The sequence below is a fragment of the Hoeflea ulvae genome (assembly GCF_026619435.1).
GTDB lineage: Bacteria > Pseudomonadota > Alphaproteobacteria > Rhizobiales > Rhizobiaceae > Hoeflea > Hoeflea ulvae.
Genome location: NZ_JAOVZQ010000001.1, coordinates 4,457,246 through 4,476,158, shown reverse-complemented (window position 1 = coordinate 4,476,158; position 18,913 = coordinate 4,457,246). Strand labels below are relative to the sequence as shown.

General features: G+C 61.6%; 21 protein-coding genes. 10 read left to right on the top strand and 11 right to left on the bottom strand.

The annotated features are described in order from the left end of the window. Positions 1-59 precede the first annotated feature (59 nt). Positions 60-236: a YdcH family protein gene (locus tag OEG82_RS21340; RefSeq protein ID WP_267614354.1), complete on the top strand. Its 177-nt coding sequence runs from the start codon at positions 60-62 to the stop codon at positions 234-236. Between the two features lie 117 nt (positions 237-353). On the opposite strand, the gene OEG82_RS21335 is transcribed toward OEG82_RS21340, so the two are convergent. The 3 genes from OEG82_RS21335 to OEG82_RS21325 form a co-directional block, all read right to left on the bottom strand. Beyond that, a complete protein-coding gene (locus OEG82_RS21335; protein WP_267614353.1) occupies positions 354-611 on the bottom strand; it encodes an ArsR/SmtB family transcription factor in 258 nt (85 codons plus the stop codon). 208 nt (positions 612-819) lie between these two features. After that, positions 820-2,475, bottom strand: coding sequence for an acyl-CoA synthetase (locus OEG82_RS21330; RefSeq protein ID WP_267614352.1), 1,656 nt, complete (start codon positions 2,473-2,475; stop codon positions 820-822). A 65-nt stretch (positions 2,476-2,540) separates the two neighbouring features. Continuing rightward, positions 2,541-3,317 (bottom strand): sulfite exporter TauE/SafE family protein, encoded by a 777-nt coding sequence (locus OEG82_RS21325; protein ID WP_267614351.1) that lies wholly within the window; start codon positions 3,315-3,317, stop codon positions 2,541-2,543. Between the two features lie 92 nt (positions 3,318-3,409). On the opposite strand from OEG82_RS21325, the gene OEG82_RS21320 reads away from it, so the two are divergent. The 6 genes from OEG82_RS21320 (at position 3,410) to OEG82_RS21295 (ending at position 9,032) form a co-directional block, all read left to right on the top strand. Then, positions 3,410-4,063: a thiamine phosphate synthase gene (locus tag OEG82_RS21320; protein ID WP_267614350.1), complete on the top strand. Its 654-nt coding sequence runs from the start codon at positions 3,410-3,412 to the stop codon at positions 4,061-4,063. A 71-nt stretch (positions 4,064-4,134) separates the two neighbouring features. Continuing rightward, on the top strand, positions 4,135-5,073 hold the full coding sequence (locus OEG82_RS21315; protein WP_425497609.1) for a tetratricopeptide repeat protein: 939 nt from the start codon (positions 4,135-4,137) through the stop codon (positions 5,071-5,073). A 223-nt stretch (positions 5,074-5,296) separates the two neighbouring features. Next, positions 5,297-5,860, top strand: coding sequence for an elongation factor P (efp, locus tag OEG82_RS21310; protein WP_267614348.1), 564 nt, complete (start codon positions 5,297-5,299; stop codon positions 5,858-5,860). Between the two features lie 205 nt (positions 5,861-6,065). Beyond that, positions 6,066-6,866 (top strand): inositol monophosphatase family protein, encoded by an 801-nt coding sequence (locus tag OEG82_RS21305; protein ID WP_267614347.1) that lies wholly within the window; start codon positions 6,066-6,068, stop codon positions 6,864-6,866. A 108-nt stretch (positions 6,867-6,974) separates the two neighbouring features. Next, a complete protein-coding gene (locus tag OEG82_RS21300) occupies positions 6,975-7,997 on the top strand; it encodes a MotA/TolQ/ExbB proton channel family protein (protein ID WP_267614346.1) in 1,023 nt (340 codons plus the stop codon). Between the two features lie 3 nt (positions 7,998-8,000). Next, positions 8,001-9,032, top strand: a complete 1,032-nt coding sequence (locus OEG82_RS21295) for a peptidoglycan -binding protein (protein ID WP_267614345.1) — start codon at positions 8,001-8,003, stop codon at positions 9,030-9,032. Here the strand turns inward: OEG82_RS21295 and OEG82_RS21290 are convergent. From OEG82_RS21290 to OEG82_RS21280, 3 genes are all read right to left on the bottom strand, one after another. Next, a complete protein-coding gene (locus OEG82_RS21290) occupies positions 9,029-9,817 on the bottom strand; it encodes a phosphate/phosphite/phosphonate ABC transporter substrate-binding protein (protein WP_267614344.1) in 789 nt (262 codons plus the stop codon). The two genes, OEG82_RS21295 and OEG82_RS21290, sit on opposite strands and share 4 nt — an antisense overlap. Positions 9,818-9,846: 29 nt before the next feature. Beyond that, on the bottom strand, positions 9,847-10,671 hold the full coding sequence (locus OEG82_RS21285) for a fatty acid desaturase (RefSeq protein WP_267614343.1): 825 nt from the start codon (positions 10,669-10,671) through the stop codon (positions 9,847-9,849). 229 nt (positions 10,672-10,900) lie between these two features. Beyond that, entirely contained in the window at positions 10,901-12,736 is a 1,836-nt protein-coding gene (locus OEG82_RS21280) for an ABC transporter transmembrane domain-containing protein (protein WP_267614342.1), read from the bottom strand. A gap of 201 nt (positions 12,737-12,937) precedes the next feature. Between OEG82_RS21280 and rpmE the strand changes: the two genes are divergently transcribed. Beyond that, positions 12,938-13,159, top strand: a complete 222-nt coding sequence (gene rpmE, locus OEG82_RS21275) for a 50S ribosomal protein L31 (protein WP_267614341.1) — start codon at positions 12,938-12,940, stop codon at positions 13,157-13,159. A 167-nt stretch (positions 13,160-13,326) separates the two neighbouring features. Here the strand turns inward: rpmE and rcdA are convergent, their stop codons facing one another. Further along, positions 13,327-13,845 carry a protease adaptor protein RcdA gene (gene rcdA / locus OEG82_RS21270; protein WP_267614340.1) on the bottom strand — a complete coding sequence of 173 codons (519 nt, stop codon included), beginning with the start codon at positions 13,843-13,845 and terminating at the stop codon, positions 13,327-13,329. Between the two features lie 463 nt (positions 13,846-14,308). Further along, the gene (locus OEG82_RS21265; RefSeq protein ID WP_267614339.1) at positions 14,309-14,500 is read right to left on the bottom strand and encodes a DUF1192 domain-containing protein; all 192 of its coding nucleotides are present in this window, start codon (positions 14,498-14,500) and stop codon (positions 14,309-14,311) included. Between the two features lie 154 nt (positions 14,501-14,654). Here OEG82_RS21265 and OEG82_RS21260 point away from each other — a divergent pair, with 154 nt between their 5' ends. Then, a complete protein-coding gene (locus OEG82_RS21260) occupies positions 14,655-15,635 on the top strand; it encodes an NAD(P)H-quinone oxidoreductase (protein WP_267614338.1) in 981 nt (326 codons plus the stop codon). 31 nt (positions 15,636-15,666) lie between these two features. On the opposite strand, the gene OEG82_RS21255 is transcribed toward OEG82_RS21260, so the two are convergent. Next, positions 15,667-16,908 carry an MFS transporter gene (locus OEG82_RS21255; protein ID WP_267614337.1) on the bottom strand — a complete coding sequence of 414 codons (1,242 nt, stop codon included), beginning with the start codon at positions 16,906-16,908 and terminating at the stop codon, positions 15,667-15,669. Between the two features lie 131 nt (positions 16,909-17,039). Between OEG82_RS21255 and OEG82_RS21250 the strand changes: the two genes are divergently transcribed. Further along, positions 17,040-17,201 carry a hypothetical protein gene (locus OEG82_RS21250; RefSeq protein ID WP_267614336.1) on the top strand — a complete coding sequence of 54 codons (162 nt, stop codon included), beginning with the start codon at positions 17,040-17,042 and terminating at the stop codon, positions 17,199-17,201. Here the strand turns inward: OEG82_RS21250 and OEG82_RS21245 are convergent. Together OEG82_RS21245 and OEG82_RS21240 are read right to left on the bottom strand one after the other, a co-directional pair. Next, complete coding sequence (locus tag OEG82_RS21245; RefSeq protein WP_267614335.1) at positions 17,152-17,901, bottom strand: SGNH/GDSL hydrolase family protein; 750 nt, start codon at positions 17,899-17,901, stop codon at positions 17,152-17,154. The two genes, OEG82_RS21250 and OEG82_RS21245, sit on opposite strands and share 50 nt — an antisense overlap. A 116-nt stretch (positions 17,902-18,017) precedes the next feature. Next, entirely contained in the window at positions 18,018-18,911 is an 894-nt protein-coding gene (locus OEG82_RS21240; protein WP_267614334.1) for a fructose bisphosphate aldolase, read from the bottom strand. Positions 18,912-18,913: the final 2 nt, after the last annotated feature.

Sequence of the window (18,913 nt, the reverse complement as noted above, 5' to 3'; positions counted from 1 at the left end):
TCAACAAGTGATTTGCACCGGTGTTCCGGCGCCGGCGCATCCCAACAAAGGAGACGCCCATGTCGATTGATGCTCATCTTGCCACACTCGAAAAGAAGCACGGTGATCTGGAGGCTGAACTTCGGTCAGTCCAAACCCAGCCATCTGTCCATGACGAGATGATCGCTGACATCAAACGACGCAAATTACGCCTTAAGGATCAGATCAACCGCCTCAGGTCCGAGACCCAGCATTGATCAGATTCGCGTGACACCATGATGACACGGCGCGGGGTTTCATCCCGCGCCTTTTTTGTGACCGGAATTCGAGCCGGGACGGCATCGCCACGGCCGGGTGCAGGCTGCAACGGGAGATCAATCCCAGAACTGGTCGATCCAGAGATTGAGATGCATGAAACCGGCGGTGTTGATCGCGTAGATCCGGCGTGTGCCCTGGCTGCTGACCGTCACCAAATTGCTTTCGAGAAGCGCCTTGAGGTGCTGGGAAACCGCGGGACGGCTGATCGGCAGGCCGGCGGCCAGTTCATTGACGGTCCGGGGATGGCGTCGCAACTCTTCCAATAGATAGCGCCTGTTGGCATCGGCGATAGCTTGGAAAGCATCCGTGGTCATAAAACAAAGCTAAATCAAAGAGTTTATCCGGGCAAGCTTTTTTGTGCATTGCAGCGGCAGACATTGTGCGGCACAGGCACAGTCAAACCGGGCGGTTTGCAAGACTATCGCACCCGCACCGCCAAAAACTGCTGTGCTGATCCTCAAGCGCCGGACATCACGCCGTCAGCTCCGGCTCCGGTCTTTCGTCCATTTCAGGGCATGGGCCTCATGAGGACGAGCCCAGCGTTTTGGCTTCATTGCGCAGCAGGAATTTCTGGATCTTTCCGGTCGATGTCTTGGGGACTTCGTGAAAGATCACGGTGCGCGGACATTTGAACCGTGCCAGCAACCCGCGGCAGTGTTCGATCACCTCGGCTTCGGTCAAAGTGTGTCCCGGCCGCAGTTCGACAAAGGCGCAAGGGGTTTCGCCCCATTTGTCGTCGGGCCGTGCCACCACGGCGGCAGCCATGATCGCCGGGTGCTTGAACAGCGCATCCTCGACCTCGATCGAGGAGATGTTCTCGCCGCCGGAAATGATGATGTCCTTGGACCGGTCCTTGAGCTGCAAATAGCCGTCGGGGTGCATGACCCCGAGGTCTCCGGAGTGAAACCAGCCGCCACGGAAGGCCTCGTCGCTGGCAGCGGGATTTTTCAGGTAGCCCTTCATGACGATATTGCCGCGGAACATAACCTCGCCGATGGTTTCGCCATCCGCCGGCACCTTTTCCATGGTGTCGGGATTCATCACCGCCAGATCTTCCAGCGCCGGGTAGCGCACCCCCTGACGGGCCTTCTTCGTGGTGCGGGCGCCGAGCTCGAGCTCGGACCATTGGTCTTTCCATTCATTGACCACGGCGGGGCCGTAGGTTTCGGTCAGGCCATAAAGATGCACCACCTCGAATCCGGCATCGGCCATGCCGGCAAGCACCGCCTCGGGCGGCGGGGCGGCAGCGGTGTTGAAGCTGACGGTGTGCGAGAAGTCGCGCTTTTCATCATCGGGCGCATTGAGCAGCGTCGACATGACGATCGGGGCGCCGCACAGATGGGTAACGCCATGATCGGCGATGGCGTCATACATGGCCTTGGCGCGCACCCAGCGCAGGCAGACATGGGTGCCGCCGACAACGCCCAGCGTCCAGGGGAAACACCAGCCATTGCAGTGAAACATCGGCAGGGTCCAGAGATAGACCGGATGACGGCCCATGCCCGAGGCGATGACATTGGCATAGCCCATCAGGGCCGCGCCGCGGTGGTGATAGACCACGCCCTTGGGATTGCCGGTGGTGCCGGAGGTGTAGTTCAGCGAGACCGAATCCCACTCATCGACAGGTACGGTACGGTTGAAATCGGCGGAGCCTGCGGACACGAAGTCATCATAGTCGAGCGTGCCGATGCGCTCGCCCTTGGGAAAGGGCGCATCCTCGGGATATTCGGTGTCATCATAATCGATGACGGTGGGGCGCATCTCTGCCAGTGCCAGCGCTTCGGCGACGACGCCGGAGAATTCGCGGTCCACGATCAGAACCTTGCATTCGGCGTGGTCAAGCTGGAATGCGATGGCCTGCGCGTCGAGACGGGTGTTGATCGAGTGCAGCACGGCGCCGGTCATCGGCACGCCGTGATGGGCCTCGAGCATGGCCGGCGTGTTGGACAGCATCACCGAAACGGTGTCGCCCCCGGAAATGCCGAGATCCGACAGCGCATTGGCAAGGCGTCTGGAGCGCTCGAGAAAGCTGGCGTAGTTCACCCGCAAATTGCCGTGGATGATGGCCACGTGATCGGGATGGATCAGTGCCGCGCGTTCGAGATGGGCAAGCGGCGTCAGCGGCTGGTAATTGGCGGGATTGCGATCGAGATCTGTTTCGTAGGGATTGGCGCTCAAGATCTGGTTCCTGTGCCTCGTGGATCGTCGGAGGGGCATCAAATCATCTCAACGCCCGGCTGTCATCAGGCCATGAGATAAACCATGCCGTCCCAGATCAGTTTCAGCGCCGCCAGCAATACCATCGCATACATGAAGGGGTAGAAAATGTCCGGTTTCATGCGCTTGACGATATAGGCCCCGCCCAGCGTCGCCACCGGAGCCAGGGGTGCGAGGGCCAGGGAAGTCGACAGATTGGTTGAATCGAACTGCCCGAGTGCGAAATAGGGCGCGAGCTTGACGGCATTGATGATCGTGAAGAACCGCACGCTGGTGCCGGTATAGGTCTTCGGGTCCTGCCTGAGTGGCAGGGTGTACATCTGGTAGGGTGGGCCGCCGGCATGGGAGACGAAACTGGTAAACCCTGACAAGGTGCCCCAGAGCACACCCTGCACCGGCCGGTGGCCGCGGGCGGCATGTTCGGCGCCATTGCGGGCGGCGGCGAGGTTCTGCGCGACATAGCGCCAGACAAACCACAGCGCCACCGCGCCGACGATCAGCTTGATCATGGCGACGGTCACCCAGGCGGCGGTGATCCAGCCGATGCCGATTCCGACCAGCGCGCCAGGCAACATGATCACCAGTGTCCGAGTGTCCTTGTGGCTGCGCCAGGTCCACAGGCTGACCATGTCCATGACGATCAGGATCGGCAGCAGGATGGCTGCGGCCTGCACCGGCGAAATGGTCAGGGCCATCAACGGCACGCCGAGCAGCGCCATCGCGCCGCCGAAACCGCCTTTGGAGAGCCCTACCAGGATCACGGCAGGAATGGCCGTGGCATAGAAGAACGGGTCAGTCATCATCGCAGTGGTTGATCCTTGTGCCGCGCCGGTCTATCCCGTTTGCAATCAATTGGCCATATCGGCTTTCAGTGTTGAACCCGACAGGAATTCCCATGACAGACCCGATCAAACGCTGCCGTCTCGTATTGGTGACACCTGATATCGAAGATGCGGCGCAGCTCGCTGCAATAACCGGCGACGCGTTGCGCGGCGGCGATGTCGCTTCGGTGATCATTCCGCAGCATGGTCTTGACGAGAAAAGCTTTCAGAGACGTTGCGAAGCGCTGATCCCGGTCATTCAGGCAGCGGGCGCGGCAGCCCTCGTGGCGGGCGACACCCGGGTCGCGGGGCGGGTGCGTGCCGACGGGCTGCATATTGAAGTCGGGCCGACGGCCATGGCGGAAGCGGTTCAGCAGCATGCCCCGGGCCTGATCGTCGGTGGCGGCAACGCGCGCGAACGTCACGCCGCGCTGTCAATCGGGGAAGCGCAGCCGGATTACGTGATGTTCGGCTCGGTGGCCGGCGACATCAAGCCCGAGCCACATTCCAAGAACATCGCGCTTGCTGAATGGTGGGCCGACATGATCGAGATTCCCTGCATCCTGATGGGCGGCACCAGCACCGCCTTTGCCGAAGAGATGGCGCAGACCCGCGCCGAGTTCATCGCCTTCGGCAAGGCGGTCTTTGCCGATCCTGCAGAGGCGCCGCGCATCGTAGCCGAAATCAATGCCCTGCTTGACGAAAAAGCGCCACGTTTCGGCCGATAATGCGACCGATGTTCAAAATTGAAGCTTTGATTTCACGGCGAACCGGTTCTGCGTCACGCCGTTCATTGCGGATGCCGTTGATCGCTGTTCTGATGGCCCTGCATGGCGGCGGCGCTCTGGCGCAGGATGCCGAAAGCGCAGCACCGGCGCCGGTCGAGGCCGGACCGTCGCCGTCTGATGCGACCGTGCGGGCGTTCGGCGCCTTCCAGCGGGGCTACTATCTCACGGCGATGGAACTGGCGCTTCCGCGAGCACGGCTCGGGGATCCGGCGGCGCAGACCCTGCTGGCCGAGCTGTTCGCCGCCGGTCTGGGCGTGCCGCGCAATATGAGCGATGCCGCCTTCTGGTATGCGCAAGCCGCCGAAAGCGGCGATGCCTCCGCCCAGTTCAAATATGGCGTCATGCTGCTCGAGGGCAAATATGTCGAAGCCGATCGCGCCCGCGCCGAAGAGCTGATGAAAAAGGCGGCGGATGCCGGCAATGCCTTCGCCCAGTTCAATCACGCGCAGTTCCTGGTTTCGCAGAAACCCGGCGATGCCGGTATCTTCGAGGCCTTGCCCTATTTCGAGAGGGCCGCCGAGCAGGGCGTACCCGACGCCCAATATGCGCTGGCGCAGATCTACAGCAACACCAACGGCATTTCGGACGAAAAGCGCGGACGGGCCCGCGAACTGATGGAAAAGGCCGCGCGGGCAGGGTTCGACACCGCGCAGCTCGACTACGCAATATGGCTGATCGACGGCATCGGCGGCGCCAAGGACTATGAAAACGGCTTTCGCTGGATGCAGGTTGCAGCCAACCGCGGCAATGTGGTTGCGCAAAACCGGATGGCGGTGCTGCACATCAATGCCATCGGCACGCTCGGCGATCCGGTCGAGGCCGGCAAATGGTACATCCTGTCGCGCCGCGCCGGTTTCAACGACCGTTCGCTCGACGATTTCTACCAGGGCCTGACCGAAGATCAGCAGAAACAGGCGATTGAGGCGGCAAACCGGTTCGGCAAACGCTGAAGCGGGCAGCCGGCGCTGCGGGTATCGGCCTCTCGATCCGGTGGATGCGGCCCACTCTCGGGGTGGATTGGAAGGCTACTCAACTGCGCTTGAGTGCTGCCGATTGCAGCGATGCATATGAACTCCGGCCGCACCAGACTTGAAAAGCTGTGTCATTTGTGGTCTTGAAGCCGCCAAGCGGCGCCGAAAACCGGCCCGGATCAAGCTGACGCGGAACGCTCACATGAAAATCAATGGAAATGAAATTCGCCCCGGCAACGTGCTTGAGCACAACAAGACGCTGTGGGCCGTGGTCAAAACCAATGCTGTCAAGCCCGGCAAGGGTGGCGCATTCAACCAGGTCGAGATGAAGAATCTCATCGACGGAACCAAGCTCAACGAGCGGTTCCGGGCATCCGAGACGGTCGAGCGGATCCGTCTGGAGCAGAAGGATTTCCAGTTTCTCTATGAGCAGGGCGAATCCCTGGTGTTCATGGATCTGGAAAGCTATGAGCAGCTTGAACTGCAGAAGGAATTCGTCGGCGACCGCCGCGCCTTCCTGCAGGACGGCATGATGGTGACGGTCGAGCTCTATGAAGACCGGCCGATCGGCATTTCGCTGCCGGATCATGTCACCCTGGCGATTGCCGAGGCTGACCCGGTGGTCAAGGGGCAGACCGCAGCGTCGTCCTACAAGCCTGCCATTTTGGAAAATGGTGTCCGCATTCTGGTCCCGCCCTTCATCTCTGCCGGTGAGCGGGTGATTGTCGATACCAATGAATTGACCTATTTGCGCCGTGCGGATTGATGCAGCCGGGTTCATCTGAGTTCATGTGATCCCGAACGCCCTGCATAATGTCAAAGTGTCAGAGTGCCCTTTGCGTCCCCGTATGACCGGGGCGCATTGCGGAATAGTCATTCGGGCGAAGCAGCCTTGCTTCGGCCTGGACCCGTCGATTGCGGCGTCTGGCGTGTTTGCGTCAGCGTGCCGCCGATACCAAGGAATGAAATAGATGGCGCGTTCTGCCCTTCTCAATGTGATGGTACAGTCGGCGCTCAAGGCCGGCCGCTCGCTGTCCCGCGATTTCGGCGAGGTCCAGAACCTCCAGGTCTCGCTCAAGGGACCGGGTGATTTTGTCAGCCAGGCCGATCACAAGGCCGAAACCATCCTGAAGACCGAATTGCTGCGGGCGCGCCCGACCTATGGTTTCATGGGCGAGGAAAGCAAGGAGCTGATCGGCACCGATGGCGCCCATCGCTGGATCGTCGATCCGCTGGATGGCACCACCAATTTTTTGCACGGCATTCCGCATTTCGCGGTTTCGATCGCGCTTGAGCGCAATGGCGACATCGTCGCCGGCGTGATCTACAACCCGGCCACGGATGAGCTCTACACCGCCGAGCGCGGCGGCGGCGCGTTTCTCAATGACCGACGTCTGCGGGTCGCGGGCCGCAAGGCCCTGTCCGATGCGGTAATCGGCACCGGTGTTCCCCATCTCGGACGCGGCCATCACGGCAAGTTCCTGGTCGAGTTGCGCCATGTCATGGGTGAATGTGCCGGCATCCGGCGGATGGGGGCTGCAGCCCTGGATCTGGCCTATGTTGCGGCCGGCCGGCTTGACGGATTCTGGGAAAAGCCGCTCGAGGCCTGGGATATGGCTGCCGGCCTTATCCTGATCCGCGAAGCGGGCGGGTTCGTCTCCGATACGGCCGGCGGAACCGACATGTTCGGCTCCAGATCGGTCGCGGCGGGCAATGAATATATTCTCAAGGGCCTGCTCGAACTGGTGCAGCGGCCCGTTCCGGGCAACTGACGCGGCAGTCATGGCCTTGTTTGGAAAGCATGCTTTCATTTCGGCCCCATAATCGGCTAGAGTTTCCCGCAGTAACTGATTTGGGACACAGGCCGGGACGGGCGACGCATGGCAAAATTGACATTGTCTGGATGGGGCATCTCCGAAGACGGCAGCGGAGCTGATCCGCACAAACTGTCCAGCCCGATGGTGTTCTTCTGGAGCATGATGATCTTTCTCATCCTGACCGGATTTGTCGCCGCGATTCTCTACCGCCAGATACAGGAAGCCTTCGTCGCCAATCCGGGTCTCAACGGATTGATCGTCGGCGTGCTCGGGGTCGGGGTGCTGCTGGTCTTCACCCATGTGCTCCGTCTGCGTCCCGAAGTGCGGTGGGTCAATTCGCTGCGCGCCACGGGCGATGCCGAGAAGGTGGGCCGCGATCCGGTACTGCTGGCGCCGATGCGGGCACTGATCGGTCGCCGCCAGGAAATGGCGCTGTCGACCTCGTCGCTGCGCTCCATCCTCGATTCGATCGCGACGCGGCTTGACGAATCCCGCGACACCTCGCGCTACCTGATCGGACTTCTGGTCTTTCTCGGTCTGCTCGGCACCTTCTGGGGCCTGCTTGGCACCATCGGCTCGATCAACCAGGTGATCCAGTCGCTCGATCCGGGGACCGGCGGCACCGAGGATGTGCTTTCGACGCTGAAGAGCGGGTTGTCGGCTCCTCTCGACGGGATGGGTACGGCGTTCTCGTCCTCCCTGTTCGGACTGGCCGGATCGCTGGTGCTCGGCTTTCTCGACCTGCAGGCCGGCCGCGCCCAGAACCGCTTCTACACCGAGCTTGAAAACTGGCTGTCGACGATGACTGACCTTGATTCCGGGGTGTCCATTGCTTCCGATGGTGCGGGTGCGACGGAAGAAATCCGCATGCTGTCGGAGCGGATGCAGCAATTGTCGCAGGATTCGGGCATGACCCCGCGCACCACCGCGGCGATGGCGAGCCTTGCCGAAGGCATTCAGGGGCTGGTCAAGAACATGCGCAACGAACAGCAGATGCTCAGGGACTGGATCGAGGCGCAGCAGGTCGAGTCGCGGCGGATGCGCGAGACGCTGGACAAGCTGGCCGACAAGATCGGGGACAAGTAGGACATGGCGCTGGCGCGAAACCGGCGGCGGGAACGATCGGTCGATTACTGGCCGGGCTTTGTCGATGCGTTGTCGACCCTGCTGCTGGCCATCATGTTCCTGCTCACCGTGTTCGTGCTGGCGCAGTTCTTCCTGTCGCGCGAAATTTCCGGCCGTGACCAGGTGCTCAACCGGCTCAACAGCCAGATCAATGAATTGACCCAGCTGCTGGCGCTCGAGCGCTCAGGCAAGCAGGACCTCGAAGACACGCTGGCCAATCTGCAGTCGTCGCTTTCCGAAGCTGAATCCGACCGCTCCCGCCTGCAGGAACTCTTGGCCAGCGGCACCGGTGCAAGCGCCACGGCACAAGCCAAGATCGGCGCGCTGTCGGAAACGCTTGATGCCGAAAAGAAGGTCTCGCAGCGGGCGCTCAACCAGGTTGAATTGCTCAACCAGCAGATCTCCGCGCTGAGAACCCAGCTTGCTGCGCTCGAGGATGCGCTGGAGGTGTCCGAAACCAAGGACCGCGAGACCCAGACCAAGATCGCCGATCTGGGCCGCCGTCTGAATGTGGCGCTGGCCCAGCGGGTGCAGGAGCTCAATCGCTACCGGTCCGACTTCTTCGGGCGCCTGCGTGAAATCCTGTCGAGCCGCGAGGATGTTCGGGTGGTGGGTGACCGGTTCGTGTTCCAGTCCGAGGTTCTGTTTCCGTCCGGTGGCAGCGAACTCAACCCGGCCGGGCAGGAACAGATGGGCAAGCTGGCATCTGCAATCATCGAGCTGGCGCGGGAGATTCCCGACGAGATCAACTGGGTGCTGCGCGTCGATGGTCACACCGACAATGTACCTTTGTCGGGCAATGGTCGCTATGCCGACAACTGGGAGCTTTCGAGCGCCCGGGCGACCTCGGTGGTCAAATACCTGATTGCCGGCGGCGTGCCGGCCAATCGCCTGGTGGCGGCAGGTTTCGGAGAATTCCAGCCGATTGCCGACGGCGACAGCGACGAGGCCCGCGCCACCAACCGCCGCATCGAGCTCAAGCTTACCGAGCGCTAGCGCGGCAAAGTCGGCAACGCCTTGTCTACCGGCAGCGGCGCAGCGAGCGGCGCGTAATCCTCCGGCTTGAACCGTGCCAGCCCGGTGATCAGCACGGCATCGCGGATGCCGGCGTCCAGGCCCTTGATGGCGGCCTCGACCGCTCCGGCAATTGCATCCGACTGGCCGGCAAAAGCTGCGCCGGCAATCAGCGGCAGCGCCGGTGTTTGCGGCGTGGTGGCGAAGACTGCCAGATCCGCGGCCGCCGGCTCATGGCGCATGGCCAGTTCCCAGGTGACCGCATCGATCGACGCCCAGTCGGCGCTGCCATCGGCCACCGCCTTGATCGAGCCCCGGTGCGAGCCGGTTTCAAGCGGTTCGGGCCAGGATGCATGGCCGCCTGCTGCGAGCAACCGGACCGGCGCTGCAAAACCTGATTGCGAGTGGGTCATGTTGAAGGCCAGGCGTCTGTCCGCCAGATCACCCGCATGTTCGGGCAGCCTGTCTCTGTGGGCGATCAGAACGCTGAAATAATGCCCTGGACGCGCGCCCGTCACCGCATGGGCAGGCGTGCCCAAGAGCATCACCCTGCCTCTCAGGCGGTTGGCATAGGGATAACCGCAGGTCTGTGACAGGAGCAGGTCCGGCGCGGTCCACAGCGGCTCCGGGTCGGCAGGGCGCTGAAGCTGCACAGGCGCGTCGATGCCCCGCTGCAGCAGCTGCTCGCGAATGGCTGTCCAGAGCGTGTCAGTGGCATCACGGATTTCCGGCCAGTCATACATCGGCAGCGAGGCCGCGCCACTCACGGCGCTGCCTCGCTGGTTTGAGCCTGGGTTCATTTCGCATCACTGCGGCGTTTGCGCCTGGCTTGGATCGGCCAGGCCACCGGTTCCTTGGGGCGGAATCCGAAACGGCGAAACACCTCCCAATAGCTCTCGAAACGGTAGCCGCCATTCATGCGCAGGAACCGGCTGCGGTTTTCCCGGAAGAATGCCGGGATGCGATACCAGGCCAGCGACGGATAGGCATGGTGCACCGAATGATAGTTGTTGTTGAGAAACAACAGGCTCAACGGGCCGCTGGTTTCGATGATCACCGAGCGCTGATTGGCCTTTTCGACCGCCTGGTGCTCGATGAAGGAGCGCACCATCAACAGCCCCATGCCTAAATAGGCGGCGATGAAATAGGCTGCGGGATGAAGACTGCCAAATCGAGCGATCAGCATGAACAGCAAGGCTACTGCCAGGATATGACGCAACCATACCGTAAGGATGGACCGATCGCCGTTCCTGATGCGGCGGTTTTCGCTGCGGAGGAAGCCGACGGTGGCGAGCATCGGCCCGAGCGTCATGCGACCGGCCAGCGTGTTGTTGGCCACCAGCAGGGCCTTGAGCCAGCCGGGTATCGCCACCCAGACATCGCGGTCGAGATAATAGCTCTCCGGATCGTCATAGGGATCGGTGATGTTTTCGTTGATGTGATGGGTGAGATGGCAGGATTTGAAGCGCTGATAAGGCACAAGCACTCCAATTGGCGGGGTGATCAAGAGATCGTTGGTTTTCTGGTTCCTGAAAGGATGACCGTGTAAAAATTCATGTTGTAGCGATGAATGCAGCGTAATGGCAGGGATCAGCAGCAGGACGCGCGCAACGTCCGGCATGTCAGCCCACCCGAATACAAGCAACAACCACACAGCATAGCAAACTCCTGCCAATAGCAGGGTCCGCCACTCCGCGTCATTCCGCATTGTGGATACACCTTCTGAACGTTCCCGTTATAGCCCGCGGACCGGTGTCCCGTCCCCCCGCGTGGCTTCCAGACGAACGCCGGAGTTTTACCCTGATTTGAGGGATTTCACAAGATTGTTGCCTAGCTGCCGCAGGGTAAATTTACGCCGTTTGCGTCGCGATCGTCGCAGGGCCCGGTCCGGCTTCGAGAGTCAGCGCTTCCGCACCGTGCTCGAACTGCAGCCGGGCCAGACGGGCATAGAGGCCGCCTTTGGCCACCAGTTCGGAATGGGTGCCCTCCTCGACGATCTGCCCCTTGTCCATCACCAGAATGCGGTCAGCCCGCAGCACGGTGGCAAGCCGGTGTGCGATGACGATGGTGGTGCGGTCCTGCATCAGCCCTTCCAGCGCCTTTTGCACCAGGGTCTCGTTTTCCGCATCGAGCGCCGAGGTGGCTTCGTCGAGCAGCAGGATCGGGGCGTCGCGCAGAATAGCACGGGCGATGGCCACGCGCTGGCGCTGGCCGCCGGACAGTGTGATGCCGCGCTCGCCGACCGGGGTTTCATATCCTTCATCCAGCGCCATGATGAAATCATGCGCCTGGGCCGAACGGGCCGCCGACTCGATCTCCGCCTGGCTGGCGCCGGGCTTGCCGAAGGCGATATTGCTGCCGACGCTTCCGGCAAAGATCGTTACATCCTGCGGCACCATGGCAATGCGGGCGCGCACATCTGCGGGATCGGCCTTGCGGACATCGACGTGATCGACCAGCACCAGTCCCGCGCTTGCATCGTAAAACCGGAGGATCAGCGAAAACAGGGTCGACTTGCCGGCGCCGGAAGCCCCGACAACGGCCACGGTTTCCCCGGGCCTGACATGAAAGCTGGTGCCGGTGAGCGCCGAGGTGTCGGGCCGGGCAGGGTAGGCGAAGCGCACATTGTCGAAGCGGATATCGCCCAATGGCGGGCTCGGCATGGGGGCGGGCGAGGCCGGCGCCTGGATGCCGGGAACCTCGTCGAGCAGTTCGCTGAGCCGTTCGGCGGACCCGGCGGCCTGCGAGAGTTCGCCCCAGACCTCGGACAGGGTGCCGAGGCTGCCTGCGGCAAAGACCGAATAGAGCAGGAACTGGCCCAGGGTGCCGGGCGACATTTCGCCGACCAGCACCGACTGGGCTCCGTACCACAGCACTGCCACCACGGAGCCAAAGGCCATGGCAATGGCAAAGCCGGTGAGGATGGAGCGCGCCAGGATGGATTTGCGGGCGGCAGTAAAGGCGGCCTCCACGGCCTGGCTGAACCCGGCCTGGGCGGCGGCTTCGGTGTTGAAGGCCTGCACGGTCCGGGTCGCGCCGATGGCCTCGCCGGCAAAGGTCATGGCGTCAGCCAGTCTGTCCTGCGCGTCCCGCGAGCGCTTGCGCACCTTGCGGCCAAAGCCGACCAGCGGAAAGACGATGAGCGGGATGGCGCCGAGCACCAGGGCCGAGAGCTGCGGCGAGGTGATGAACATCATGCCGCCGGCGCCGATGCACAGAATTGTGTTGCGCAGGGCCAGCGATGCGGTGGCGCCGACGGCCGACTTGATCTGGGTGGTGTCGGCGGTCAGCCGCGAGACGATCTCGCCCGAGCGGTTGGCGTCATAGAATGCGGCGGACAGGCGGGTGACGTGATCGAAGACATCGCGGCGGATATCGGAGACCACGCGCTCGCCCAGCGTGATGACGAAATAGTAACGGCAGGCCGAGGCCAGCGCGAGCAGGATGGCGATCGCTGCCAGCATGGAGAAATAGCTGTTGATGAAACCTGCGTCCTGGGCGGAGAAGCCATTGTCGATCATGCGGCGCACTGCCATCGGCAGGCTCAGGGTTGTGACGGCTGCCAGCAACAGAAAGACCAGTGAACCGATCACCAGACCCGGATAGCGTCGGACATAGGGGAAAAGTCGTGCGAGTGGGCGGACGGACCGGGAGGCCTTTTTGGGGGTGTCGGTTTGTTCAGCCACATCTTCTCCTGGTATGCCTGCTCAGCACATGCGCGGGCCTGCAAAAAAGACGCGGCCCTTGTTATCGACAGGGCCTTCATGTATAGGCTCGCCATCGAATTGGGAAGTCGTTGTCCTGACTGGCATCGGCTTCATTTACGTATTTGGCCAAATTGCCGCAAGCATCGTTGCGCAGGGCCTTCCAACGGCAGGACAAGTAAGATGAAGGCGAATATCCATCCCGAGTACCACATGATCAAGGTGGTCATGACCAACGGCACCGAGTACATGACCAAGTCCACTTGGGGTTCCGAAGGCGACACCATGAATCTTGAAATCGACCCGACCTCGCACCCGGCCTGGACCGGTGGCAACCAGCAGATGCTGGACCGTGGCGGCCGTCTTTCGAAGTTCAAGAAGCGCTTCGAAGGCCTCAACCTGTAATCAGGTCGGCAGACACAGTATTGCAAAAGCCCGCCGCGGTTTCCGGCGGGCTTTTTTGCGTCTTGTCAATCTTGCGCAACACCACCATGGCGGCGTTGCCGCCCATAGCAAAAAGGCCCGCGAGTGTTCGCAGGCCTTGCCGGATAGTTTCGTATCGGGGAGAGGTGTCAGCGTTTGCTGAACACCGTCTGCAACAGATGCTGCTGGGCCTGGACCGAGTTTTCGTTGTCCGGCTTCAGTGCTGCGGCTTCCTCCGGACGGTAGATCTCGCGGTCGAGCATGGCGACGCGGCTCTGGATGCGCAGCGAGCGCTCCACCAGATCGCGGAAGGTTTCAGGCAAATCGTTCCAGCCCTGGGCCGTTCGGTCGCAATTGAAGCTGTCGAGACGGACCTTGCTTTTTTCGGCCAGCACCTGGTCACGGTTCATTTCGCCATTGTTGACTGCGCGCTGCAGAAGCAGCCAGGAAGCCATCTGCATCAGGCGTGTGGTCAGGCGCATCGACTCCGCCGCATAGAGAACACCGGCCATCCGTGGCAGGCCTTTTGATGCCGCACGGCCAGGGCCATCAAGATAATTCGCGGTTTCCTCAACCAGTCCCATGCCTTCGGCATAAAGCGCCTTGAACTGGGCTGAATTGGCCATGCGATCCGCGAGATTGACTGTGTTACGGCTGGTTTCAGACATGGGCCGAAAATTCCTGATTACAAAATACTGGGTTAGGCGGCTGTCGCCCGGCACCACATATCGGCACTGGGCATCTGTAGTCTGAACCGACGCTGGCCTTCCGGCAAGGTTATTCTTAAGAAAGGGTTAACGCCGGAAAGGTGCAGATTGGTTCGCGCTCAGGCCCGTTTCTGTCGCGGGATCCGGTTCTCTTTCGCCATTCCTGAGTGCTTCGCCACAGTACCGGACCCGTCTGGAGGGAGGAAGTCCAATCAACCGGTGCGATGAAGTTTTGCCCAGAATTCTGAACAAAAAAAGAGCCGCATCAGCGGCTCTCAAGAGTTTAACAGGGAGGCGTCAAACAGAATGACCCAGGGGCATGCTGTCGAATCCAGAATGACTGGATACCATTAGTAAAGACTTGTAAAGCTTAACCGAAGCTTAACTCGCGGCGGTTTTTTGATAAGAATTTGGATTTTCTGTTCTATTTTGACTTGAATAAACCCTCTGCAACGCTGCGGCTGGACGTTTTCGAGGCCTTGTCTGCTTCAAGACGCGCGATTTCCTGCTTCAGCAAGGTGATTCGCTCTTCCAGCTCACCGGCTGAAAGGTAGGTCAGGTCGCATCCGAGCTCGTGAAGCTTTTTCGGTTTCGGGCGGTCGTCATCTGCAAACATCGGCTTTCCTCACTGCACGCTTCTGTGCCGTCCCGTTCGCTCGCAGCGCCGGGTGCAGGCAGGTCCTGTCTCGAGCATAGACCGGGCCGACAGCGCCGTGCAATTGACCAAACAGTGCTGTAGGTTGCGAAAAAATCAGCAGGAGAATGAATCAATGCGTGCAATCGAAATTTCTCGACCCGGCGGTCCTGATGTCCTCAGCCTGACCGAGCGCGACAAGCCGGTCCAGGGCGAGACCGAACTGCTGGTCAAGGTCATGGCAGCCGGCGTCAACCGGCCCGATTGCCTGCAGCGGCAAGGCGTATATCCGCCGCCGCCGGGTGCGTCCGACATTCCCGGCCTCGAGATTGCCGGTGAAGTCGTGGCAGTCGGCGCGGCAGTCAGCCATTTCAAGATCGGCGATCAGGTCTGCGGCCTGGTGCCCGGCGGCGGCTATGCCGAGTTCTGCACCGTGGATGAAACCAATGCCTTGCCGGCGCCCAACAGCCTGACTGTGTCGGAAGCGGCGGCGATCCCCGAGACATTTTTCACCGTCTGGCACAATGTGTTTCAGCGCGGCGGCCTGAAGAAGGGCGAAACATTCCTGGTTCACGGCGGTACCTCCGGAATTGGTACAACCGCCATTCAGCTCGCCAAGGCATTTGGCGCCCGGGTGCTGGCCACGGCCGGTTCCGAGACCAAATGCGCAGCAATGCTCGATCTCGGCGCCGATGTGGCGATCAACTACCGCGACACGGATTTTGTCGAGGAGGTCAAGCAGGCAACCGACGGCAAGGGTGTCGACCTGATTCTCGACATGGTCGGCGGCGACTACATCAACCGCAACTACCAGGCAGCCGCGATCGAGGGCCGGATTGTCCAGATCGCCTTTCTGAACGGCCGCAAGGCCGAAGCCGATTTCGCGCTGTTGATGATGAAGCGGCTGACCCATACCGGATCCACGCTGCGAGCGCGCGACATCGGTTTCAAGGCGGTCATTGCTGCGGAGCTGCGCCAGCATGTCTGGCCGTTGCTGGGCGAGCGCAAGGTGTTGCCGGTGATGGATTCGATCTTCCCGCTGGACCAGGCATCAGCGGCGCATCAGCGGATGGAAGACGGCGATCACATCGGCAAGATCGTGCTCGACGTGAGCTGAACCATGCTGCCCGGCGTCTTGCGGCCGACGTCTATTCGTCGGCCGCGGAGGCGCGGGGATCGAGCGTGATCGATTCCGGCGTGGCGGAGCGCGCCAGAGGCGTCGACGAGAAGTTGTCGCGGTCCTCGACCGGAATCGCCGCGCGCATGCGGGAGCGGTACAGAGCATAGATCGCCACCGCGATATGGGCCGCAGCGGTCACTGCAAACAGCATATACGGATCATAGGCCATGACCAGGCCGCCCAGAAGCGGCCCGACAATGGTGCCGATGCCATACAGCAGCAGCAGCCCGCCCGACACGGTGACGAACTGGTCGCTTGCGGCATAGTCATTGGCATGCGCGACGATGATCGAATAGAGCGTGTAGGACATCGCGCCATAGAGCGAGATCAGACCGAACAGCACGGCGATGCTGGATGGCTTGACCATGGTGATGGCCAGTCCGGATATCCCGGCGATTGCAGAAAGCCCTGCAAGCACGTAGCGCCTGTCCATGCGGTCGGACATGCGGCCGGCCGGGATCTGCATGACGGCGCCCGAGAAGATGGTGATCGACATCATGGTGGCGACGATGATGGTGGTCAGGCCGACATTGGCGCCGAACACCGGCGCCAGCGTGCCGAATGCGCCATTGGCGACGCCGATCATCAGCATGGCCACGAAGGAAACCGGCGAATTGCGGAAGATCATCGGAAGGTCGAGCTTGACCTCCTTGAGCGGAGCCGGGCTCGATGCGGTGGACACCGCTGTCGGCAACAGCGCCAGGCAATAGAGAATGCCGGCAATCATGAAGAAGGTGGATTGAGAAACGTCGCCCAGGGCAATGCTCATCTGCCCGACGACGATGGCGACGTAATTGACGGTCATGTAGAGCGAGAAGATCAGGCCGCGGGTCTCGTTGGTCGCACGCTCATTGAGCCAGCTTTCGATGATCATGAAGGAGGCGGCGAGCGAGAAGCCGGTGATCACGCGCAGCAGGATCCAGCTTACCGGGTCAACCAGCAGTCCGGTCAGAAGCGCAATGATGGCAATCATCGCGGCAAAGGCCGAAAATGCCCGGACATGGCCAATGCGCCGCACCAGCCGCTGCGAATAGATGCAGCCAAGGACGAAGCCTGACGCCCAGGCGGTGCCGAGCAGACCCAGCGATGTGGGCGAGAAGCCTTCTTCGGTTCCGCGCATGGGCAGCAGCAGGCCGTGCAGGCCGTTGCCGGCCAGCAGAAAAGCCGACCCCAAAAGCAAGGAAAGGACTGGAAGTAGATTGCGGTGCATGACGAACCAATGTGTTAAAGCGTTTCGTAAATCGAGCGAACCGGGAATCAAAACCGGATATGAACAAGCAGCCTAGCTGATTGAGCTCGATCATGTCAGGTTTAAGGCTAGAGCACGAATAGGCGCAGCGCATGTCAACCAAAATACTGCTTGTTCTGGTGCTGGTCGCCATGGTCCTGCACCTGATCAAACCCTTCGGTCTTCCCGGTCTCAAGCGCCGGTCCGACGTCTGGAAGATCGCGCTTATCCTGGTTTTTGCGATGATGATGGCGCTGGTTCTGCGTCCGCAATGAACCGCGCCAGATGGGCGGCCCAGTGCCGGTAGCCCAGCGCATTGGCATGAAAACCGTCGGCGGCAAAGCCTTCGGGGCCCTCGATCTGAAGGGGAGCGGCGGCCGTGGCGTAGCGCTCGCGGCAAAGCTGGATGCCCATGGTGTTGATGATGCCGGCGCGCAGCCCGAGCACGTAGGCCAGCGAGGCCGGCAGGGCCGGGACATGGTTCATGTCGACAACCGGTGACCAGTAGATCCGCGCGTCAGGCCAGCGGGCGTGGGCAGCGTAGAGCAGGCCGCCAAATCCCTTCTTGAACGCCGAACGGGTGACGAAATTCTTGGCGTCATTGGTGCCGACTGCCAGCACCACATGGGTGTAGTCGCGGTCCTCGATATTGGGAACCACATGGTCGCGGATCTGGGCGGCAATGGCGGAATTTGCGCCGGCGTTGCGCCAGGACACCGGCTTGCCGGTGGCGGCGTTCAGACATGCGGCGATCTGCGGCCCCAAAGTATCCTCGATCCGCTCGGCTCCGACCCCGGCGGCTGACGAATCGCCCAGCACCAGCAGGCGCAGTTGCGCGGGCCCGTCGCCGACCTGGCCTCGGGGACGGCCACTCGGGGGCGGCAGCCGCGGCGCAAGCCTGCGCACGCCGAGGCCCTTGATGAGGGCCAGCGGGGCAAGCAGCCAACTGACCGGACCGGACAGGAAAGTGTTCATGCGCGTGGTGCCCCAGTCCTGTTCATCATGATTGTCTCTGCGATCGCAATTTAAAAGAAAACCCGCCATGTTGCCACGGCGGGTTGAAACAAATCCGGATTGGCACTGACCGGTGGTCAGCCAGCGCGGGAGGCCTCATAGATGCTGTCGATGGTGGCGGCAAGTGTCGCATCGAAGGCGGCATCCGGCTGGCCATAGGACAGACCTTCGGTCAGCGCCCGCGAGAACGAGGCAATCACGCCGGTATTGGTGCTGAGCAGGCGGTTGGCCTCGTCGCGGGAATAGCCGCCCGACAGCGCAACGACGCGCATGACGCCGGGATGATCGACCAGCGGCTTGTAGAGATTGGCCACTGTCGGCAGCGACAGTTTCAACATCACCCGCTGGTCCGCAGGCGCGGCATCGAGGTGCTTGCGGATCGCGGCCAGCAGCAATGTCTCGGCTTCGGCCTTGTCGGCAATCTTGATGTTCACTTCCGGCTCGAGGATCGGCATCAGCCCGTGGCCGAGGATCTGCCTGCCGATTTCGAATTGCTGGGCGACGATCGCCTCGATGCCGTCCTTGTTGGCGGCGTTGATCACCGAGCGCATCTTGGTGCCAAAGATGTTCTTGGCAGCGGCGCGGTCGAGAAGCGCATCGAGATCGCCCATCGGCTTCATCAGTTGCACGCCGTTGTCTTCTTCCATCAGGCCCTTGTCGACCTTCAGGAACGGCACGATGCCGCGCTTGTCCCAGAGATAATCGGCCGTGGCTATGCCGTCGATCTCGCCGTCCATTGTGCGCTCGAACAGGATCGCGCCGATCACCTTTTCGCCGGTGAAGGCGGGGGACTTGATGATGCGAGCGCGCATGGCGTGGATCTGTGCGAACATCTCCTCCTCATTGGAATAGGCGTCCTCGTTGACGCCGTAGAGCTTCAGCGCCTTGGGTGTCGAGCCGCCCGACTGATCGAGCGCGGCGATAAAGCCGTCCTTCTCCGCCATCTGTTGCGCCATGGTTGGGTTCATCATGC